Here is a 20,632-nt window from a genome sequence, read left to right as displayed (position 1 = left end):
ACGCGCGGGCGGTGGCCGGGGCGCGGGTGATCGGCGTTCGGGCGAAGGTGACGGTGGTCACATCCGTTCGCCGTACGATTCGGTGCGCGCGGCCGGGGGCCTCATGCACGTGCGCCAGATGGTCGGGACGGATCCTCGACGGTCAGAGTCCTAGGGGACAAGGGGCGTTCTACGACGCGGGGGAGCGCAGTCGCTGCGCTCGCACCGTCCCACTCTAGTGGATGCCGATCCATCCGCGCATCGCGGCCTGCACGCGGGAGCCGTCGCGGTCGCTCAGCTTGGTCCCGACGAAGTCGCCCGCCCAGTCCGAGGTCTGCACGCGGAAGGCCGGCTCCGGGTCGCGCAGGGTCTTCAGGATGACGGCGGCGACGTCGGACGGGTCCTGCGCGTGGGTCGAGGAGAAGGACGACGCGGCGCGGTCGAGGTAGGCGCCGAGCGCCGGCGCGTAGGGGCCGGCCTGCGCGAGCATCGCCGCCGCGTCGATGCCGACGTTCTCGACGAAGCTGCTGCGGACCGCTCCCGGCTCGATCAGCGACACGTGGACGCCGACGGAGGCGGCGACCGGGGCGAGCGCCTCGAAGAACCCCTCGACCGCGAACTTCGCCGCGCAGTAGTCCTCGTTGAACGGCTGCCCGATCGCGCCGCCGACGCTCGAGACGGTGACGATGCGACCGCGGGACGAGCGCAGCATCGGCATCGCGGCGCGGGTGACCGCGACGGTGCCGAAGAAGTTGACCTCCATCACGCGGCGCAGCTCCTCCGGATCCTCCAGCTCGAGGGTGCCGAGGTGGCCGGCTCCGGCGTTGTTCACGAGGGCGTCGAGACCGCCGAGCTCCTCCTCCACGGCGCGGAGGCAGCCCGCGACGGAGTCCGCGTCGGTCACGTCGAGCGCCCGCAGGTCGAGCCCGACGCGTGCCTCGGCGGCGGCGGCGCGCAGGCCCTCCGCCCGCTCCGGATCCCGCACGGTGGCGACCACCCGCCAGCCCGCGCGCGCGGCCTCGATCGCGGTGGCGCGGCCGATGCCGGTGGAGGTTCCGGTGACGAGGAGGACGGGACGGGGCATGCGGCTTTCCTGCTTTCCGGCGCACGACGGCGCCGCCCGGAGGCTATCGGCCGCCGCTCCGAGAACGTCCAGGGTCGGTGTCAGCCCCGGTAGCGCTCGCCGACCGGCACCTCGACCGGCAGCCGGTTGCCCGCCTGGGCGAGCGGGCAGGCCCAGGCCGGGTCGTAGGCGCAGGAGGGGTTGTAGGCGAAGTTGAAGTCGAGGACCAGCGTCCCCGGGGCGGAGCCCGGACCGAGGTCGGCGCCCTTCACGGTGTCCAGGAGGTAGCGGCCACCGCCGTAGGTGCCGCCGGGTGTCCCCGCGAGGGCGTCCTTGACCGGCAGGAACAGGCCTCCGCCGTAGGACGCGAGGCGCCAGACGTCGAGGCTGCCGGCGTCCGGCACCTCGACCGTGCCGATCAGCTCGAAGGGGACGGTGCCGTCGGTGCCGGTCTCCACGTCCATCCGCCGCGCCTCCTCGGCGGGGGCCACCTCGAGCTCGAAGCGCCAGGCCGCGTCGTAGGGCGCGATCGGCAGCGAGCGGAAGTGCGCACGGTCGGCCGGGAGGAGGGGGGTGGAGGGGTGCTGCGCGAAGAGCGCGTTGCGCCCGCGGATCCAGGACGCGTGCGCGGCGAGCAGGTCCACGTTCGAGAGCCGGCGCACCTCCGCGTAGAGGGCCTGGACGTGGCGGCGCCAGTCCGACACCTCGACCGCGTTCGTGAGGCGGCGGCGGGGCGAGACGCCGTCGTCGTCCTGCTCCTCCTCGTCGGCGGAGGGCCACTGGAGGCGCAGGAGCTCCGAGCGCGACAGCTCGGTCTCCTCCTCGGCGACACCGTCGGGGCTCATGCGGCGGACTCCCCGCGCGGGCGGGTGTCGGCACCGACATCGTGGCGCCAGGACGGGGCGAGGGAGCGGATGCGGATGCCGCGCCACTGCCAGAACGCCCACATCGACGGCCAGAGCGCGGCCGAGGCGAGGCCCGCCGAGAACTCGAGGCGGTCGCGGAAGAGCGTGCGCCCGTCGGGGAGCGGGGCGACGGCCATGCGGTGGTCCCACGCGGTGATCAGTCGGAGGGAGCCGGTGAGGGGACCGCCGCTGTCGCGCAGGATCCGCACGTCGGGCATCGAGGGGACGCGGCGGTAGGAGAGGTCGATCTCCTGCGCGCCCATCGGCACGATCCCGAGGGCGTCCATCGCGACCTCGTGGGAGCCGAGCCCCCAGGTCGGGCGGAAGCCGCCCTCGTCCAGCGACGCGGCGGTCAGGAGCGGGGACATCACCTCCCGGAACACGGCCGGACTCTGCAGGGCGCGCCAGGCGGAGTCGGCGTCGGTGTCGAGCACGTGCTTGAGCATCACCTTCACGAGGGACATCCTCCTCCGCCCGCCCCGGCGCGGGAACCGGGTGCGCGCGGAGCCCCGGACGTGTATGCGCCTCCGGTGCTCGCTACCGTGTCAGGGTGACCGCTCCCGCCGCCTCCGTCGACCAGTCGACCTACCAGATCCGCTTCGAGTGGGGGGCCCGCGCCCTCCGCGTGCTCGCCCCCGCCCACGTCACGGTGCTCGTCGACGCTCTGCCCGGAGGCGAGAGCCCCGACCTCGGGGGAGTGGAGGGCCGCGTCGTCCGCGCGGGCCTGGCCGACCGCTCGGCCGTCGCCCGCTGGATCCTGGAGCGCCAGCACGAGAACGGCGGGCGCACCAGCGTCAACGTGATCGCCCTCGGCGACATCGATGACAGCGGAGCGGCGCGGTTCGCGATGGAGGACCAGCTGGCGGCCGGCGCCGTCGTCGACGCGCTCATCGGGCTGGGCATCGACCACGTCTCGCCCGAGGCCGCGGTGGCCTGCGCGTCCTACGAGGGCCTGCGCCGGGCGTGCGCGCATCTGCTCACCGCGTCCGAGTCCGGCCGCCTGCTCGCCGCCGAGGGGCGGGCGGACGAGGTCCGGGCCGCTGCCCGGGTCGACACCGTCGACGAGGTGGCGGTCCTCCGCTGACCCGCCGCTCCGGCGGGCGCGGCCTCCGAGCGGTGCAGGGCGTCCGCGGAGCGCACAAGCCCCTGCGGATCCGAGCCGCCGCCTCGACCACTCGCCCGCCCCCGGCGTAGCGTTCGGCGGAGGCGGTCCCTCCGTCCCCGCCCCGACCGAAAGCTGGCCCGCATGAAAGCCGTCCTCAACGACGTCGTCCTCGCCGACGCCCCCGACTCCGACCTGATCTCGATCGAGGGCAACTGGTACTTCCCGCCGTCGAGCATCGCCGAGGGCGTGCTCGTCGAGAGCCCTACGCCCTACACCTGCCCGTGGAAGGGCGAGTGCCAGTACTTCTCGGTGCAGACCGGCGACGGCCTGCAGAAGGACAAGGCCTGGTCGTACCCGCACCCCTACCCGACGGCGTTCGACCGCGTCGGCAAGGACTTCTCGGGCTACGTCGCCTTCGACCGCTCGGTCCGCGTCTCCGACTGACCCGTCCCGCCGCGGTGCCGCTCCCGGTGCCGCGGCGGTGCGTCAGCCGCGCGGGGCGGCGGCGCGCGCCCGGTACGCCCGGACCTTCGACCGGTTCCCGCATCGCTGCATCGAGCACCAGCGGCGCGACCCGGCTCGGGACGTGTCGAGGTAGAGCATCCGGCACTCCGGATCCGCGCAGCGCCTCAGCCGTCCGGTCGCGGCCGGGCCCAGCAGCCCCACGGCCTCCCGGGCGATGGACGCGAGCGCCTGCCTGCCCGCCGCATGGAGCCGTCCTGCCTGCCGCGATCCTCCGCCCAGCACCGGTGGGATGTCGGGCATCGCCGCGACCAGGTTGACCACGTCGACGTCGCGCGGGTCGAGCGCGGTGCCGGCCTCGGCCGCGACGGCCAGCCGGGCGATCGCGCCTCGGAGCATCAGCGCGTCGTCGAGGCGCGCGTCCCGGCTCTCGGGGACGACCGCCTCGAAGCGCTCGGCGAGCCAGGCGGCCAGGGCGGCATCGGAGTCGAGGTGCTCGGCCGCTCCCGGAGGCAGTGCTCCGGTCGTGGCGAAGTCGAGTGCGAGGCTTCCGGAGTCGAACCACCAGCGCCGGCCGTCGGCCTCGGGGAGCCACTGCCCGGTGACCGGCGTGCGGCTGCCGTGAGAGGCCTCGTCCGGGGTCACGGCGCCGGGACCGGTCGGCGCCGCCACTGGATCGCGTTCGCGGGCTCGAACCGGCGCGCGCAGCGGCCGCAGGCCAGGGGCCGGGTGGGCCGGCGATGGCGGTAGAAGAGGTGTCCGCCCGGGCAGGTGCCGACCCACGGCGCGAGCTCGTCCGCGGTCGGGTTGCTGTGGGTGCGCGATCCCGTGTAGCCGAGCCGTGCCGCGATCCGCCGCCACGGCGGTCCGTGCCCGGCGTCGGGCCCGGCGAGCGCGTGCGCGACCTCGTGCAGGAGGGTCTGCCGGACCTCCTCGTCGCTCCAGCGGGCGGCGAGGTGGCGCGAGACCGTGATCCGGCGGCGCGTCCAGTGGCAGGCGCCGCCGCGGGTGCGCGCGTGGTCGAGCGCGAAGGACCAGGAGGGGTCGAGGTGCTCCTCGATCAGCGCGTCGGCCCAGCGGGCCACGTCCTCGAGGTCGGCCACCGGTGGCGCTGCCTAGGACTCGTCGCCGTCGGCGCGGCGGCGGCCGCGGGCGGTGCCGTCGGTGCGGGCTTCGCGGTCGGTCCCGTCCTGGAACTCGGAGGCGGCGGCGTAGCCCAGGCGCGCGACCTCGAGCTCCTCCTCGGGGACCCCGACGCGCTCGCCGAGGGCGGTCGCGGCGTCGAAGTCGCGCATCGCCCGGCCGTACTCGCCCAGCTCGAAGAAGGTGAGGCCGCGGTGCTTGAGCGCGAAGGAGTGCTCGAGGTGCCACTCGTGCGTGCGGGCCTCCTCGACGCAGAGCGCGAGCTCCGAGAGGGCCTCGTCGGTGCGGCCCCGCAGCTGCATGAGGCGGGCGCGGCGGACGCGGGCGGTGAGCAGCTCGGCGCGGTCGCCGGAGAAGCGGGTGCGGCGGACGGCCTCGTTCGCGAGGTCCCACGCCTCGTCGACGCGCCCGAGCAGGCGCAGCAGCTCCGCCTTCTCGGTGAGCGCGGCGAGGCTGCGCAGCGCGCCGATCTCCTCCAGGCGCTCCTGGGCGGCGTCGACGTCGATCTCCTCGTGGAGGGTCGCGGGGTCGTGGCGGATGATGATGCTCAGGGCGATGCTTCCTCGTGGAGTGCGGATCCGGATCGTCGCGCGCGGCGGACGAGAGGACGGTCGGGGTCGCTGACCCCGGCGTCGAGTGTACCGGCGGGTCCCCGGACGGCGCCCCGACGCGCGGCCCGGGTCAGCCCCGTCGCACCTGGAAGATGCTCCGCGCCGGCAGCGGCGACGGGGTGGCGGTCTCGTCCGTGACGACGAGGGCGCCGGCGATGAAGTTCTCGAGCTCCCGCCCCTGCACCAGCTTGGAGGGCGCGGGGTCGGAGGCGAGGCGCCGCGGCAGGCCGTCGAGCGGCAGCGGATCGGCCGAGGCGAGCATCACCACGTTCCCGAAGCGCTTGGCCTTGAGCATCTGGGTGTCGGTCATGATCGCGGTGTGCGCGAAGACGGAGGCGAGCGTCGCGGCCTGGGCGCGGGCGAAGGCGAGCGCGCCGCCGTCTGCCACGTTCACCGCGACCAGGCCGCCGGGGGCGAGCAGCGGCGCGATCGCCCCGTAGAACTCGGCGCTGGTCACATGCGCGGGAGTGCGCGCGCCCGAGAAGATGTCGACGACGACCACGTCGACCGTGCCGCGCAGCCCGGGCGGCAGCTTGCCGAGCACCTCGCGGGCGTCGCCCTGGCGGATGCGGATCTGCGCCCCGCGGGGAAGCGGGAGCGCCTCGCGCACCAGCTCGACCAGAGCGCCCTCGATCTCGACGACCTGCTGGCGCGAGCCCGGCCGGGTCGCGGCGACGTAGCGGGGGAGGGTCAGCGCTCCGGCGCCCAGGTGGAGCGCCGTGACGCTCTCGCCCTCGGGGGCGACGAGGTCGATCGCGTGGCCGATCCGGCGGACGTACTCGAACGAGAGGTGCGTCGGATCCGCGAGGTCGACGTGCGACTGCGGAGTGCCGTCGACGACCAGGGTCGCCGCCTCGGGCGAGTGGCGGTCGGGCTCGATCCGCGCGGTGTACCCGCTGGCGAGCACGGCGCGGGGGTGCTCGGAGTCGTCTCCGCGTCGGCGGCCGGTGCGTTCCTGCATCCGACCAGTCTGCCGCGGCGGCGGGACGGCGGGGCTCCGCGCCCGGCCCGGTCGGATCGATCCGGGAGGCCGCGGCCTCGTATACCGGACCCCGCGGGGCGGCGCAAGCATCCGCACTTGCGCGGCGTGGCGCGATGCGGCTATATTCGTACTTTGCGCTCCCGAGTACCCATGCCCTCATATCGCGGTCGGCAGGTCACCGGAACCCGGCATCAGATGGTGGATGCCGTTGCCACACTCTAGCCCCGCCCCCAAGACCGAGTCGCCTCGGTCCGCACGGCGTGCGGGCAGGGGTGGCGGCCCGTCCGGCGGGAGCCCACTCCACACATCCCACAGATTGAGACCCGCGAGGGTCTACGGAGGTTCCTTCCTTGGCTGCTGCGTCCACCGCGACCACCACCTCACCCAAGAACGGACGCGGAGCTTCGCGTCTCTCGTTCGCCAAGATCAGCGACACCCTGACCGTTCCGGATCTGCTCGCGCTGCAGACCGAGAGCTTCGACTGGCTCGTCGGCTCGGAGGCGTGGAAGACCCGCGTCGCCGAGGCGAAGGCCGCCGGCCGGGAGGACCTCCCCGCCAACTCCGGCCTCGACGAGATCTTCGAGGAGATCTCCCCGATCGAGGACCTCAGCGAGACGATGCAGCTGAGCTTCACGAACCCGTACCTCGAGCCCGAGAAGTACACGATCGAGGAGTGCAAGGAGCGCGGCAAGACCTACGCCGCTCCGCTGTACGTCGAGGCCGAGTTCATGAACCACCTCACGGGTGAGATAAAGACCCAGACGGTCTTCATGGGCGACTTCCCGCTGATGACCGAGAAGGGCACGTTCATCATCAACGGCACCGAGCGTGTCGTCGTGTCCCAGCTCGTGCGCAGCCCCGGCGTCTACTTCGAGCGCCAGCAGGAGAAGACGTCCGACAAGGACATCTACTCCGCCCGCGTCATCCCGAGCCGCGGCGCCTGGCTCGAGTTCGAGATCGACAAGCGCGACCAGGTCGGCGTGCGCATCGACCGCAAGCGCAAGCAGTCGGTCACCGTGTTCCTCAAGGCCCTCGGCCTGACGAGCGAGGAGATCCTCGAGCAGTTCGCCGGCTACGAGTCGATCGAGCTGACCCTCGAGAAGGACAACATCCTCACCAAGGAGGACGCCCTCCGCGACATCTACCGCAAGCTCCGTCCGGGCGAGCAGGTCGCCGCCGAGGCCGCCCGCGCGCTGCTGGACAACTTCTACTTCAACTCCAAGCGCTACGACCTCGCGAAGGTCGGCCGCTACAAGATCAACCGCAAGCTCGGCATCGACAAGGCGCTGTCCGACTCGGTGCTCACGGTCGAGGACATCATCGCGACCATCAAGTACCTGGTCGCCCTGCACGACGGCCGCACCGCCCTCCCCGGCGTGCGCGACGGCGAGCCGGTCGAGCTGCGTCTCGACGTCGACGACATCGACCACTTCGGCAACCGCCGCATCCGCGCGGTCGGCGAGCTGATCCAGAACCAGGTCCGCACCGGACTGTCCCGCATGGAGCGCGTCGTCCGCGAGCGCATGACCACGCAGGACATCGAGGCGATCACCCCGCAGACCCTGATCAACGTGCGCCCCGTCGTCGCCGCGATCAAGGAGTTCTTCGGGACCAGCCAGCTGTCGCAGTTCATGGACCAGAACAACCCGCTCGCGGGTCTGACCCACAAGCGCCGCCTGTCGGCGCTCGGCCCCGGCGGACTCTCCCGTGAGCGCGCCGGCGTCGAGGTCCGCGACGTCCACCCCTCGCACTACGGCCGCATGTGCCCGATCGAGACCCCGGAAGGCCCGAACATCGGCCTGATCGGGTCGCTCGCGTCCTTCGCGCGCATCAACTCGTTCGGCTTCATCGAGACCCCGTACCGCAAGGTCGTCGACGGCACCGTCACCTCGCAGATCGACTACCTCACCGCGTCCGAGGAGGACGAGTACCTGGTCGCCCAGGCGAACGCCCCCCTCACGAAGGACTTCCGCTTCGCGGAGGGCAAGGTCCTGGTCCGCCCCAAGGGCGGAGAGGTCGAGCTCGTCGACGCCGAGCGCGTCCACTACATGGACGTCTCGCCGCGCCAGATGGTCTCGGTCGCGACCTCGCTGATCCCGTTCCTCGAGCACGACGACGCGAACCGCGCGCTCATGGGCGCGAACATGCAGCGTCAGGCCGTCCCGCTGCTGCGCAGCGAGTCGCCCGTCGTCGGAACCGGCATGGAGGGCTTCGCGGCCATCGACGCCGGCGACGTCATCACCGCCGACAAGGCCGGTGTCGTCCAGGAGGTCTCCGCCGACTCCGTCACCGTCCAGCTGGACGAGGGCGGCACGCAGACCTACTTCCTCCGCAAGTTCGACCGCTCCAACCAGGGCACCTCGTACAACAACCGCGTGGTCGTCTCGGCCGGCGAGCGCATCGAGGTCGGCGAGGTCGTCGCCGACGGCCCCGCCACCGAGAACGGCGAGCTCGCGCTGGGCAAGAACCTGCTCGTCGCGTTCATGCCGTGGGAGGGCCACAACTTCGAGGACGCGATCATCCTCAGCCAGAACCTGGTGAAGGACGACGTCCTCTCCTCGATCCACATCGAGGAGTACGAGGTCGACGCCCGCGACACCAAGCTCGGCAAGGAGGAGATCACCCGCGACCTCCCCAACGTCAGCCCGGAGCTCCTGGCCGACCTGGACGAGCGCGGCATCATCCGCATCGGCGCCGAGGTCCGCCCCGGCGACATCCTCGTCGGCAAGGTCACGCCCAAGGGCGAGACCGAGCTCTCGGCCGAGGAGCGCCTGCTCCGCGCGATCTTCAACGAGAAGAGCCGCGAGGTCCGCGACACGTCGCTGAAGGTGCCCCACGGCGAGCAGGGCACGATCATCGGCGTCAAGGTGTTCGACGCGCAGGACGGCGACGACGAGCTCGGCTCGGGCGTCAACCAGCGCGTGGTCGTCTACATCGCCCAGAAGCGCAAGATCACCGAGGGCGACAAGCTCGCCGGCCGCCACGGCAACAAGGGCGTCATCTCGAAGATCCTGCCGGTCGAGGACATGCCGTTCCTCGCCGACGGCACCCCGGTCGACATCGTCCTCAACCCGCTCGGCGTCCCCGGCCGCATGAACTTCGGCCAGGTCCTCGAGATCCACCTAGGGTGGATCGCGAAGCAGGGCTGGAAGGTCGAGGGTCAGCCGGAGTGGGCCGCGCGCCTGCCCGAGCACGCCCGCGAGGCGGCGCCCGGCACCAAGGTCGCGACCCCCGTCTTCGACGGCGCGGCTGAGGAGGAGCTCGCAGGGCTCCTCGACTCCACCACCCCGACGCGCGACGGAGAGCGCCTGATCGGCTCGTCCGGCAAGACGCAGCTGTTCGACGGCCGCTCCGGGGAGCCCTTCCCGGACCCGGTCTCGGTCGGCTACATGTACATCCTGAAGCTGCACCACCTCGTCGACGACAAGATCCACGCGCGCTCGACGGGCCCGTACTCGATGATCACCCAGCAGCCGCTCGGTGGTAAGGCGCAGTTCGGCGGACAGCGCTTCGGCGAGATGGAGGTGTGGGCCCTCGAGGCGTACGGCGCCGCCTACGCCCTCCAGGAGCTCCTCACCATCAAGTCGGACGACATCCTCGGCCGCGTGAAGGTGTACGAGGCCATCGTCAAGGGCGAGAACATCCAGGAGCCCGGCATCCCGGAGTCCTTCAAGGTCCTCATCAAGGAGATGCAGTCCCTGTGCCTGAACGTCGAGGTCCTCTCGGCCGACGGCACCGCGGTCAGCCTGCGCGACACCGATGACGAGGTCTACCGCGCCGCGGAAGAGCTCGGCATCAACATCTCCTCCCGGTTCGAGTCGTCCTCCGTCGACGACATCTGATCCGCGCCAGCATCTGACGACCTCCCGTCTCTGACGAGACACCCTGTTTTCCGACAAGGAGAAAACATTGCTCGACGTAACCACTTTCGATGAGCTGCGCATCGGCCTCGCAACGGCCGATGACATCCGTCGCTGGTCGCACGGTGAAGTGAAGAAGCCCGAGACCATCAACTACCGCACCCTGAAGCCCGAGAAGGACGGCCTGTTCGGCGAGCAGATCTTCGGACCCTCTCGCGACTGGGAGTGCTCCTGCGGCAAGTACAAGCGAGTCCGCTTCAAGGGCATCGTCTGCGAGCGCTGCGGCGTCGAGGTCACCAAGTCCTCGGTCCGCCGCGAGCGGATGGGCCACATCGAGCTCGCCGCCCCCGTCACCCACATCTGGTACTTCAAGGGCGTCCCCTCGCGCCTCGGATACCTGCTGGACATGGCGCCGAAGGACCTCGAGAAGGTCATCTACTTCGCGGCGTACATGATCATCGACGTGGACGACGACGGCCGTCACGCCGACATGCCCGGGCTCGAGAACGAGCTCCGGCTCGAGATCAAGACCCTCTCGGACCAGCGCGACTCCCGCATCGCGGACCGCCTGGCGCGCCTGGAGACCGACCTCGCCGCCCTGGAGGCGGAGGGCGCCAAGAGCGACCAGAAGCGCCGCACCAAGGACGGCGCCGAGAAGGAGATGGGCCAGATCCGCAAGTCCTTCGACGAGGACATCGCGCGGCTCGAGAGCGTGTGGGAGCAGTTCCGCACCCTCAAGGTCGGCGACCTCAAGCCCGAGGACGCGGTCTTCAACGAGCTCGTCGACCGGTACGGCGTCTACTTCGAGGCCTACATGGGCGCCGAGGCGATCAAGAAGCGCCTCGAGCAGTTCGACCTCCAGGCCGAGGCCGAGACGCTGCACCTGCAGATCGCCGAGGGCAAGGGTCAGAAGAAGATCCGCGCCATCAAGCGCCTGCGCGTCGTCAACTCGTTCCTCGCCACCGGCAACTCGCCGGCCGCGATGGTCCTCGACGTCGTCCCGGTCATCCCGCCGGAGCTGCGCCCGATGGTGCAGCTCGACGGAGGCCGGTTCGCGACCAGCGACCTGAACGACCTCTACCGTCGCGTGATCAACCGCAACAACCGACTCCGCCGCCTGCTCGACCTCGGTGCCCCCGAGATCATCGTGAACAACGAGAAGCGCATGCTCCAGGAGGCGGTCGACGCCCTCTTCGACAACGGCCGCCGCGGCCGCCCCGTCACCGGAACCGGCAACCGCGCCCTCAAGTCCCTGAGCGACATGCTCAAGGGAAAGCAGGGTCGCTTCCGCCAGAACCTGCTGGGCAAGCGCGTCGACTACTCGGGACGCTCGGTCATCATCGTCGGCCCGCAGCTCAAGCTGCACCAGTGCGGTCTGCCCAAGCAGATGGCGCTGGAGCTGTTCAAGCCGTTCGTGATCAAGCGCCTGATCGACCTGTCGCACGCGCAGAACATCAAGGCCGCCAAGCGCATGGTGGAGCGCTCGCGCCCGCAGGTGTGGGACGTGCTCGAGGAGATCATCCGCGAGCGCCCCGTCCTGCTGAACCGTGCGCCCACGCTGCACCGTCTCGGCATCCAGGCCTTCGAGCCCCAGCTGGTCGAGGGCAAGGCGATCCAGCTGCACCCGCTCGTCTGCGCCGCGTTCAACGCGGACTTCGACGGCGACCAGATGGCCGTCCACCTGCCGCTGTCCGTCGAGGCCCAGGCCGAGGCGCGCATCCTGATGCTCGCGTCGAACAACATCCTCAAGCCCTCGGACGGCCGTCCGGTCACCCTGCCCACGCAGGACATGATCATCGGCCTCCACCACCTGACGACGATCCGCGAGGGCGCCGCCGGCGAGGGCCGCGCGTTCTCCTCCGTCTCGGAGGCGATCCTCGCGAAGGACCAGGGCTCGCTGCACCTGAACTCGAAGGTCAGGATCCGCATGTCGGACGTGTACTTCGCGCAGGGTCAGGCACCCGAGGGCGTCGAGATCGACGAGAACGGCAAGGTCACCGCGCCGGTCCTCCTCGAGACCACGCTCGGCCGCGCCCTCTTCAACGAGGCGCTGCCGGTCGACTACCCCTACTTCGAGCAGGTCGCCGACAAGACGACCATCTCCGGGATCGTCAACGACCTCGCGGAGCGCTACCCGAAGGTGGAGGTCGCCGCCTCCCTCGACCGGATCAAGGACGCCGGCTTCTACTGGGCCACCCGCTCGGGTGTCACCGTGGCGCTGTCCGACATCCTCACGCCTCCGTCGAAGCCCGAGATCATCGCGGGCTACGAGAAGAAGGCCGCGAAGGTCGAGTCCGAGTACGACAAGGGTCTGACCACTCAGGCCGAGCGCCGCCAGGAGCTCGTGAAGATCTGGACCGAGGCGACCGACGAGGTCGCCAAGGCCATGCGCGCGAACTTCCCGACGGACAACACCATCAACCGCATGGTCACCTCCGGTGCCCGCGGCAACTGGCTGCAGGTGCGCAACATCGCCGGCATGCGAGGCCTGGTGAACAACCCGAAGGGCGAGATCATCGCCCGACCGATCATCTCCTCGTACCGCGAGGGCCTGTCGGTCGCCGAGTACTTCATCGCCACGCACGGTGCCCGCAAGGGCCTGGCCGACACCGCGCTCCGCACCGCGGACTCGGGCTACCTGACGCGTCGACTCGTCGACGTCTCGCAGGACGTCATCATCCGCGAGGAGGACTGCGGCACCTCGAAGGGCCTCGACCTGCCGATCATGCTCCAGGACGCCACCGGCGCCTGGATCAAGGACTCCAATGTCGAGAACTCCGTCTACGCCCGTTCGCTCGCCACCCCGGCGTCGAACGAGGCCGGCGAGCTCGTCGCCGAGGCCGGCGAGGACGTGGGCGACGTGCTCATCGAGAAGCTGGTCGGAGCGGGCGTGCGCCACATCAAGGTGCGCTCCGTCCTGACCTGCGAGTCCGCCGTCGGCGTCTGCGCGGCCTGCTACGGCCGCTCGCTCGCCACCGGCAAGCTCGTCGACATCGGAGAGGCCGTCGGCATCATCGCGGCCCAGTCGATCGGCGAGCCCGGCACGCAGCTCACGATGCGCACCTTCCACACCGGTGGATCGGCCTCGGCCGACGACATCACGCAGGGTCTTCCCCGCGTGCAGGAGCTCTTCGAGGCCCGCACCCCCAAGGGCGCGTCGCCGATCGCGGAGGCCGCCGGCCGGATCACCATCGAGGACACCGACCGTGCCCGCCGCGTCATCCTCCAGCCGGACAACGGCGACGAGGCGGTCATCTACCCGGTGCTCAAGCGCTCGCAGCTCCTCATCGAGGACGGCCAGCACGTCGAGCTCGGGCAGCAGCTGCACGTCGGAACGGTCGACCCCAAGGAGGTCCTGCGCGTGCTGGGCGTCCGCGAGGTCCAGAAGCACCTGGTGGGCGGCGTCCAGGGCGTCTACCGCTCGCAGGGTGTGCCGATCCACGACAAGCACATCGAGGTCATCGTGCGTCAGATGCTCCGCAAGGTCACCGTGGTCGACCACGGCGACACGGAGCTGCTGCCGGGCGAGCTCGTCGACCGCTCGCGCTACAGCGAGGTCAACCGTGCGGCTCTGACCGAGGGCAAGCGGACCGCGTCCGCCCGCCAGGAGGTCATGGGCATCACCAAGGCCTCGCTCGCGACCGAGTCGTGGCTGTCGGCCGCGTCCTTCCAGGAGACCACCCGCGTCCTCACGCAGGCGGCCATGGAGGGCAAGCGCGACCCGCTGATGGGCCTGAAGGAGAACGTGATCATCGGAAAGCTGATCCCGGCGGGAACCGGTCTGCCCAAGTACCGGAACGTGTCGGTCGAGGCGACCGAGGAGGCGAAGGCCGAGCGGTACCCCAACCGCATCTTCGCCGACGACGCCGCGTTCAGCGACGCCGACCTCTCGTTCGTCGACTTCGACTCGTTCTCGAGCGACGGCTACGAGCCGGGCAACTACAGCTGATCCAGGTGAGCTGAACGATCGAAGGCCCCGTCGGGACACCGGCGGGGCCTTCGTCATCCCCGACCCGCGGTCACCCGCACGGGGGGCCGCCCGTTCGCGACGAGCGGCCTTCCCCGCAGGAGCGGGGTGATTGACTCGATGGGTGCTCGTCGGGTCGAGCCTGTACCCGTTCCCCGTCCTGGTCGCGGCACGTGAGGAAACGCGCGGATGAGACTCGTGATCGTCGTGCTGGCCGCACTGCTCGTGGTGGTCGGCGTCGTCGTGGTGCCCGCGGTGCGGGCGGAGGCGGCAGAGGCGGTCGCACCCTCGTCCTGCGGCGTCGCGGAGCTGGCTCCCGTGCTCGCGGGCGACGACGTCCGGCCGCGCTCCGCCGCCGCGCTGGTCCCCATCGTGATGCTGCACGGCTGGCTGGGCACGGCGACGCACGACGCCGACCGCACAGGGGCCTTCTCCCATCTCGTCGACATGGTGTCGTCGGAGTCGGCGACCGCTCCGCTCGACGCTCCCGAGACGTCCCTCCTCGGCCGGCTGCAGCAGATCGACGGCGCCGCGGTCTACACCTTCGACTACCGCCGGCTCGCCGCGCGCTGGGTCACCGACCCGGGGATCAGCGACGCGCTCGCCTCCTCGATCGCCTGCCTCGTCTCCGCGACCGGGCACCGCGCCGTCGTCGTCGCGCACTCGATGGGAGGGCTCGCCGCCCGCCAGGCGCTGAGCGGCTCGGTCGACGGGACCGCCGTCGCCTCGATGGTCTCGTCCGTCCTCACCTTCGGCACCCCGAACACGGGATCCGACGTCGCGGAGCGCCTCGGACGGATGGTCGACGACTCCGGCCAGGTCAGCCCCGCGGTGATCGCAGGACTGGACCCGCAGAGCCGGCTGAGCGTCTCGGCGATGCTCGCCTCCTGCGGGGACGCCGTCTCGGAGGACGCCGAGTACGCGGGGGAGTGCACGGGAGTGCCGATGATCGACGCCCTCGCCTCGGCGGCGGGCAAGGGCCTGCGGACGGGATCGACCGAGCTCGGCTCCCTGCCGCCCTGGCCCGCCGGCGTGCACGTGACGGCGCTGGTGGGTGACATCCAGGTGACCGCCGCGGTGGCGCTCGGCCTCGCCACCGCGCCGGTCGACCTCGGCGACATCATGGTCGCGACCGGATCGGCGACGGCCGGAGTCGACGACTACGTGGTCTCGACCTGCCGCTACACCTACCTCGCCGCGGCGGACGTGCCGTCCCTCGTCGCCGAGCTCTCGCCGTTCGCGCGGCTCGGCGATGCTCTGCGCTTCGCGAAGCTCGTGGTCGACGTCGACGCGAGCCCGTGCCACCACGCGCGGCTGACCCGGAACCTCGACCTCGTCGAGCACGCCACCGGCGTCGTGTCGGACGTCGTCGCGGGCGAGCTGTCCGCTCCGCACGCCTCTCGAGCGCAGACCGCGGCGAGGGCGCTCCCGGCGGCGGAGGAGTCCCGGAGGCGGTCGTAGTGACGGGTCGGCGGACACCGCCGAGGAGACACCATGTCGCGTCAGTTGACGGACGTCTGTCGGGAAGCATACGGTCGGACCGGCCCATGGGGAGGCCGCCTGGGGGACAGGCAGCGCGGCCCGCGCGGCACCCGAGCCGCATGCGCGGGCCGCGCCCGTCTCCGATCTCCTCTCACGTTCCGCGCTCCCTCCGGGTACGCTCGGCTGGACAGTAGATGTCGGAGGCTCCTCCGTGCATCCCGGCGCCGGAGGCCTGATGAGCGACGACCCCCTCGATGCGGAGGAGGCGGCGCGTCCTCCCCGCCTGACCCGCGAGCAGGTCCGCACCCGCCTGCTGGACGCCGCTCTCGCGGTCGTCCGCGCCGAGGGCCTGCGCGTCGGAGTCGCCCACCTGCCCCTCGAGGACGTCATCCGCTCGGCGGGTGTTCCGCGCAGCACCGTGTACCGGATCTGGCCCACTCGCCAGTCGTTCTACGACGAGCTGATCGCCGCGATCCCGGAGCGGGTCCTCGCCACCCGCCTCGACCAGCCGTCCCTGCGGGCCGGGAACTCCCACCTCCACCGCAGCCTCGACCCCGAGCCGACCCCGGCGCAGCGCCGCGAGGCCCTGATCGCCTCCGTCCGGGTCGCCGTCGACGCGAACGTCGACAACGTCTTCTCGTCGCAGCACTGGCGCAACTTCATCGCTCTCGCCGGCGCGGTGGGCTCGCACGAGGAGCCGGCGCGGACCGCCATCGGATCCGCTCTGCGGTCCCGCCAGCTGCACTTCATCGACAACATGGCGAAGTACTACGAGCACACCCTCGCCGAGGCGGGGCTCCGGCTGCGCCCGGACCGCGGCGCCGCCGCTCTCGCCTCCGCCGTCTCGGCCCTGATCGAGGGTCTGTGCATCGCGCGGATCGCGGCACCGGAGCTGGTGACCGGCCCGCTCGACCCGGCCGATCCCGACGGACCGTCGCTGGCGGTGGTGTCGGTGCTGCTGCTGATCGACGGGTTCACCGAACCGGACGAGTGATCCGGGTCGCGAGGTCCGCTCAGTCCTCCGCGACCGGCTCCAGCATCCCGTCGACGATCGAGCGGATCGTCCAGGCCGCCAGGGTCCACTCGACCGGCTCGCCGTCGAGGCCGGGGGCGGTCACCGGAGTGTCGAGGTCGTCGTCGAGGAGCCGGCCGCGGTGGGCGAGCCCGTCGATCACGATCGCGGTGAGGTGGGCGAGCTGGAGCGTCGTGAATCCCGGGCGCATCGTCCCGCCGAAGACCTGCAGCGTCTCCTCGTAGAAGTCGCGCATCCGGCGCGTGAGCATGCCCTCGATCCGCTTCGCCGTGGCGCGCACGGCGTCGCGTGCAGGCCCCTCCTCCATCGAGAAGGTGCAGGCGAGCAGCGCGTTGTACGACGACCAGTCGGCGGAGCGGCGGAGCGACTCGGCATTGGCCCGCGCGCCGATGCGGATGGTCTCCCAGGCGACCCGGCGGCGGCCGGCGGCCGTGGAGAGCAGATCGGTGGAGCGCTCGTAGACCTCGCGCATCTCCTGCTGGGCCTCGGGATCGGCGCCCTCCGCGTACCGGTCCCGCACGAAGACCTCGCCGACCAGGTCGGCCACGAACTCTTCGCGCGTGCTCCAGATCCGGTAGACGGAGCTGCGCGGCACGCCGGCCAGGCGGATGTACTCCTCCATGGGCAGGTGCGCGAAGCTCACCGTGAGGCCGTGGACGGAGACGACGTCGCGCGCCGTGGCGATCATGCGGCTGCGGACCTGCTCCGCGGGGATCCTCCGGGCCCGCCGGGAGCCCTCTGCGCTGTCGTCCATGGAGAGGGACACTAGCCGGAGACGGTGCCGCGGGTGGTCCTCCACGCGCTCCGTGAGCCGATCCGGAGTGCTCTGGGGGCGTCCTCCCACTGAGACGGAATGTCCCATCACGTGCACGACGACGTCGCGGACCGCTACGGTGCAGCCGGGGCGGACCCGAACCTGCCCCTGCTAGGGGACCCCCGTGACCGGATTCGATCGGTTCACGCTGGCCGTCGTCGACGGACCAGCGATCGAGCGCGCCGCGCTGCAGGCGCTGCTCGCGCAGCTGCTGCCGCAGTTCTCCCACGACGAGGAGGGCGTCGACCGCATCGCGGTCCTCGACCTGGACGGCGTGCCCGGCGAGGAGGTGGCCGACACCCTCGAGCGTGCGGCGGCCCGGACCGTCGGCCTCGTCGTGCTCTCCTCCTCCGACTCCCTGGAGCCGGTGCGGGCCGTGCTGCGACGGGAGAGGGCGGCCTACGTCTGGAAGGGCGACGACCCCAGCGAGCTCGCGGCGGCGGTCGTCTCGGTCGCCTCCGGCCGGACCTGGATCTCGGACACCGCCCGCCACCGGCTCGTGCACGGGCGCGAGGAGCGCCGCCCGGTGCTGAGCCCGCAGGAGAGCCGTGTGATGCGCGCCTACGGAGCGGGTGCCGCGGTCCGCACCGTGGCAGTCGACCTCAGCGTCGCCGAGCACACCGTCCGCACCTACATCAAGCGGATCCGCGCCAAGTACCTCGAGACCGGCGTCACTCTCGACTCACGGGTCGACTTCTACCGCCACCTCGGCGACCACGACGTCGCCATCCGCCGCGGCGGAGACCGGGTGCGGGCCGGCGCGCAGCAGGCGGCCGGCGACGTGGTCGGCGAGCGCCGAGCCTGAGGCGAGCAGGATCGCGTTCCCGCCGGTGCGCCCCTCGACGAAGGCCGTCGATCCGACCGCGGCGGTGACCGGGAGCAGCTCCCGGACGACCCCGCGCAGGCGGTCCAGCCTCCGGTGGTCGGCGTCGTCGGCGACATTGACCGCGAGGAGCCCGTCGGCGCCGACCCGGGCGGCGAGCGGAGCGAGGACGGACGCGCGGTAGAACGCCTCCGGTATCTCGTCCCCGTCGTAGACGTCGAGCACGACGAGGTCGGCGCTCCAGGGCGGCAGGGGCCCTGCGGCGTCGGCCGTGAGGAGCCGGACGCGCGCGCCGCGGGGGAGCGGCGCGTGCTCGAGCACGAACTCCACGAGTCCCGCCGCGCTCTCCACCGCGAGCTGCTCGGAGCCCGGCCGGGTCGCGGCGACGTACCGGGCCAGGGCCAGGGCTCCGGCTCCGAGGTGCAGCACGCGCAGCGGCTCGCCGGGCGGGGCGGCGGCGTCGACCACCGCGCCGAGGCGCGCGAGGTACTCGAGGTGCAGAGCACGGGGATCGCCCGGATCGATCAGCGACTGCTCCGCGCCGTCGACCGTGAGCAGCAGCGCCTCCGGCCGCACGGGATCCGGCCCCAGCACAGCTGTGCGGCCTCCCGGCAGCAGGAGGGACGGAGGCATCCCGTCACGCTAGCGCTCCTCGCGCGATCCGCCCCGCCGCCGCTACGGTGACAGGCATGGCCGCCCTGATCCTGCTCGACGTCGACGGCGTCCTGAACCCCTCCGTCCGCAGCGATCGCGCCTCGGGCTCGCACCGCCTGGAGCTCGAGCCGGAGCGGGCGGCGCTCGTCGCCCGCCTGGCCGCGGTCGGCACGATCGTGTGGGCCACGACCTGGCCGCCGCGCTTGACGCGGGTCCTCGCCCAGGACCTCGGGCTGCCGGCGGGCACGGAGGCGATCGTCTTCGACGGCGGCCTCCCGCGCGACCCGCGGTTCCCGGGCCGGACGGGCAAGCTCCAGCCCGTCGCGGTGTGGCTGGAGGCGGCCGCCGAGCGCGGCGCGATCGACGCCGTGGTGTGGATCGACGACAACCTCCACGAGGACGCCTACGACTGGGCCCGCGAGCAGAGCACCCCCTTCCACCTGGTGCGTCCGGAGTCGGCGGCGGGCCTCACGAGCGACGAGGTCGCCGGTGCCGAGCACTTCCTGGCCGGACTCCCGGCGTCACACGGCGACATCCGGGAATAGGGCCGCCCCCTCCACTGGTTATCGTCACTCCGGGCGGTTCCGCCGAGCAGCGGTCCGCCCCGGGACGACCCGTCCCCTCGTCGATCCCCGCGCCGCATCCGGCGCAGCGGGACCGCCACGACTCCGTGATGCACCGAAGGACAACACCGTGACCCTCTCCGCCCGCACCTCCCTGCGCGTCCTGCTCGGCACGACCGCCGCCGCCGCCGCCCTGGTCCTCGCCGGCTGCGCGCCCGCCTCGACCGACGACGTGGTCTCCGGCTCGAGCGGCGAGGGCACCGCCTCCGCGAGCTCCGGCCTGACCCTGGCCGAGGTCGAGGAGTCGGGGAAGCTCACCATCGGCACCGAGGGCACCTACCCGCCCTTCTCCTTCCACGCCGACGGCGGGACCGGAGCTCTCACCGGCTACGACGTCGACGTGATCACCGCCGTGGCCGAGAAGCTGGGCGTCGAGCCCGACTTCCAGGAGACGCAGTGGGACGCCATGTTCGCGGGCCTGGACGGAGCGCGCTTCGACGTGATCGCGAACCAGGTCTCGATCAACGACGAGCGCGAGGCGAAGTACGACTTCTCGGAGCCGTACTCGGTCAGCCCCGGCGTCGTGATCGTCCCCTCGAGCGACACCTCGATCACCGACCTCGCCGGCCTCTCCGGCAAGACCACCGCGCAGTCGCTCTCGAGCAACTGGTACACCGTCGCGCAGGAGAACGGCGCCGAGGTCGAGGGCGTCGAGGGCTGGGCGCAGGCTATCGCCCTCGTCGAGCAGGGCCGCGTCGACGCGACCGTGAACGACCGCCTCACCTGGCTCGACTGGTCCACGACCTACCCCGACCAGGCCGCGGGCCTCAAGGTCGCCGTCACCACCGACGACACCTCCGAGAGCGCCTTCACCTTCCCGAAGGGCTCGGACGACCTCGTCGAGGCCGTCGACTCCGCCCTCGACGAGCTGCGCGAGGACGGCACCCTCGCCTCCATTTCCGAGCGCTACTTCGGAGCCGACGTCTCCCAGTAGCCCCACCTCGAGACGGCTCCTCCCCTTCCGGGAGGGGCCGTTTCGTGCGTGAGCGGTCCCGTCGCGGGGGAGCGGCGGAGCGGCTCACGCAGCGGGTCTGCCCGCAAGGGCGCCCGCCCCGGCGCGAAGCGTGCCAGCATTCCCCAGGAGGCGGACATGATCCGCCCCCGACGCCACCACCCGATCGAGCCG

Annotated in this window: 17 protein-coding genes; 9 read left to right on the top strand and 8 right to left on the bottom strand. The window is 71.9% G+C overall.

Annotated features, from left to right (window positions below):
- Nucleotides 1-214: 214 nt before the first annotated feature.
- From C5C82_RS04775 to C5C82_RS04765, 3 genes are all read right to left on the bottom strand, one after another.
- Entirely contained in the window at nucleotides 215-1,063 is an 849-nt protein-coding gene (locus tag C5C82_RS04775) for an SDR family oxidoreductase (protein ID WP_104354690.1), read from the bottom strand.
- Between the two features lie 80 nt (nucleotides 1,064-1,143).
- Nucleotides 1,144-1,887: a DUF1684 domain-containing protein gene (locus C5C82_RS04770; protein ID WP_104233931.1), complete on the bottom strand. Its 744-nt coding sequence runs from the start codon at nucleotides 1,885-1,887 to the stop codon at nucleotides 1,144-1,146.
- Nucleotides 1,884-2,411, bottom strand: coding sequence for a hypothetical protein (locus C5C82_RS04765; RefSeq protein ID WP_104238079.1), 528 nt, complete (start codon nucleotides 2,409-2,411; stop codon nucleotides 1,884-1,886). Before C5C82_RS04765 ends, C5C82_RS04770 begins: the two co-directional genes overlap by 4 nt.
- 86 nt (nucleotides 2,412-2,497) lie before the next feature.
- Between C5C82_RS04765 and C5C82_RS04760 the strand changes: the two genes are divergently transcribed.
- Complete coding sequence (locus C5C82_RS04760) at nucleotides 2,498-3,031, top strand: 2-phosphosulfolactate phosphatase (RefSeq protein WP_104292493.1); 534 nt, start codon at nucleotides 2,498-2,500, stop codon at nucleotides 3,029-3,031.
- Between the two features lie 162 nt (nucleotides 3,032-3,193).
- The gene (locus tag C5C82_RS04755; protein ID WP_104224584.1) at nucleotides 3,194-3,496 is read left to right on the top strand and encodes a DUF427 domain-containing protein; all 303 of its coding nucleotides are present in this window, start codon (nucleotides 3,194-3,196) and stop codon (nucleotides 3,494-3,496) included.
- A 42-nt stretch (nucleotides 3,497-3,538) separates the two neighbouring features.
- Here C5C82_RS04755 and C5C82_RS04750 read toward each other — a convergent pair whose 3' ends face one another.
- From C5C82_RS04750 to C5C82_RS04735, 4 genes are all read right to left on the bottom strand, one after another.
- A complete protein-coding gene (locus tag C5C82_RS04750) occupies nucleotides 3,539-4,159 on the bottom strand; it encodes a CGNR zinc finger domain-containing protein (protein WP_104354703.1) in 621 nt (206 codons plus the stop codon).
- Entirely contained in the window at nucleotides 4,156-4,617 is a 462-nt protein-coding gene (locus tag C5C82_RS04745; protein WP_104233929.1) for a SprT-like domain-containing protein, read from the bottom strand. Before C5C82_RS04745 ends, C5C82_RS04750 begins: the two co-directional genes overlap by 4 nt.
- Before the next feature lie 12 nt (nucleotides 4,618-4,629).
- Nucleotides 4,630-4,959 (bottom strand): hypothetical protein, encoded by a 330-nt coding sequence (locus C5C82_RS17435; RefSeq protein WP_181027192.1) that lies wholly within the window; start codon nucleotides 4,957-4,959, stop codon nucleotides 4,630-4,632.
- A 379-nt stretch (nucleotides 4,960-5,338) separates the two neighbouring features.
- The gene (locus C5C82_RS04735) at nucleotides 5,339-6,229 is read right to left on the bottom strand and encodes a spermidine synthase (protein WP_104226766.1); all 891 of its coding nucleotides are present in this window, start codon (nucleotides 6,227-6,229) and stop codon (nucleotides 5,339-5,341) included.
- Between the two features lie 371 nt (nucleotides 6,230-6,600).
- Here C5C82_RS04735 and rpoB point away from each other — a divergent pair, with 371 nt between their 5' ends.
- From rpoB to C5C82_RS04715, 4 genes are all read left to right on the top strand, one after another.
- Nucleotides 6,601-10,092 (top strand): DNA-directed RNA polymerase subunit beta, encoded by a 3,492-nt coding sequence (rpoB, locus tag C5C82_RS04730; RefSeq protein ID WP_104224581.1) that lies wholly within the window; start codon nucleotides 6,601-6,603, stop codon nucleotides 10,090-10,092.
- 67 nt (nucleotides 10,093-10,159) lie between these two features.
- Nucleotides 10,160-14,059: a DNA-directed RNA polymerase subunit beta' gene (locus C5C82_RS04725; protein WP_104224580.1), complete on the top strand. Its 3,900-nt coding sequence runs from the start codon at nucleotides 10,160-10,162 to the stop codon at nucleotides 14,057-14,059.
- 207 nt (nucleotides 14,060-14,266) lie between these two features.
- Nucleotides 14,267-15,538 carry a triacylglycerol lipase gene (locus tag C5C82_RS04720; RefSeq protein ID WP_104295962.1) on the top strand — a complete coding sequence of 424 codons (1,272 nt, stop codon included), beginning with the start codon at nucleotides 14,267-14,269 and terminating at the stop codon, nucleotides 15,536-15,538.
- A gap of 256 nt (nucleotides 15,539-15,794) precedes the next feature.
- On the top strand, nucleotides 15,795-16,553 hold the full coding sequence (locus C5C82_RS04715) for a TetR/AcrR family transcriptional regulator (RefSeq protein WP_104295963.1): 759 nt from the start codon (nucleotides 15,795-15,797) through the stop codon (nucleotides 16,551-16,553).
- A 19-nt stretch (nucleotides 16,554-16,572) separates the two neighbouring features.
- Here C5C82_RS04715 and C5C82_RS04710 read toward each other — a convergent pair whose 3' ends face one another.
- Entirely contained in the window at nucleotides 16,573-17,346 is a 774-nt protein-coding gene (locus C5C82_RS04710) for a hypothetical protein (RefSeq protein WP_146085952.1), read from the bottom strand.
- 184 nt (nucleotides 17,347-17,530) lie between these two features.
- Between C5C82_RS04710 and C5C82_RS04705 the strand changes: the two genes are divergently transcribed.
- From C5C82_RS04705 to C5C82_RS04695, 3 genes are all read left to right on the top strand, one after another.
- Nucleotides 17,531-18,211, top strand: coding sequence for a LuxR C-terminal-related transcriptional regulator (locus tag C5C82_RS04705; protein ID WP_104255699.1), 681 nt, complete (start codon nucleotides 17,531-17,533; stop codon nucleotides 18,209-18,211).
- Between the two features lie 707 nt (nucleotides 18,212-18,918).
- Nucleotides 18,919-19,428 carry an HAD domain-containing protein gene (locus C5C82_RS04700; RefSeq protein WP_104233923.1) on the top strand — a complete coding sequence of 170 codons (510 nt, stop codon included), beginning with the start codon at nucleotides 18,919-18,921 and terminating at the stop codon, nucleotides 19,426-19,428.
- A 148-nt stretch (nucleotides 19,429-19,576) separates the two neighbouring features.
- Nucleotides 19,577-20,440 (top strand): amino acid ABC transporter substrate-binding protein, encoded by an 864-nt coding sequence (locus C5C82_RS04695; protein WP_374953606.1) that lies wholly within the window; start codon nucleotides 19,577-19,579, stop codon nucleotides 20,438-20,440.
- Nucleotides 20,441-20,632 lie beyond the last annotated feature (192 nt).

The organism is Rathayibacter sp. AY1D5 (assembly GCF_002932515.1).
Lineage (GTDB): Bacteria > Actinomycetota > Actinomycetes > Actinomycetales > Microbacteriaceae > Rathayibacter.
The sequence above is the reverse complement of the archived record's forward strand: the minus strand, read 5'-3'. Positions and strand labels throughout refer to the sequence as shown.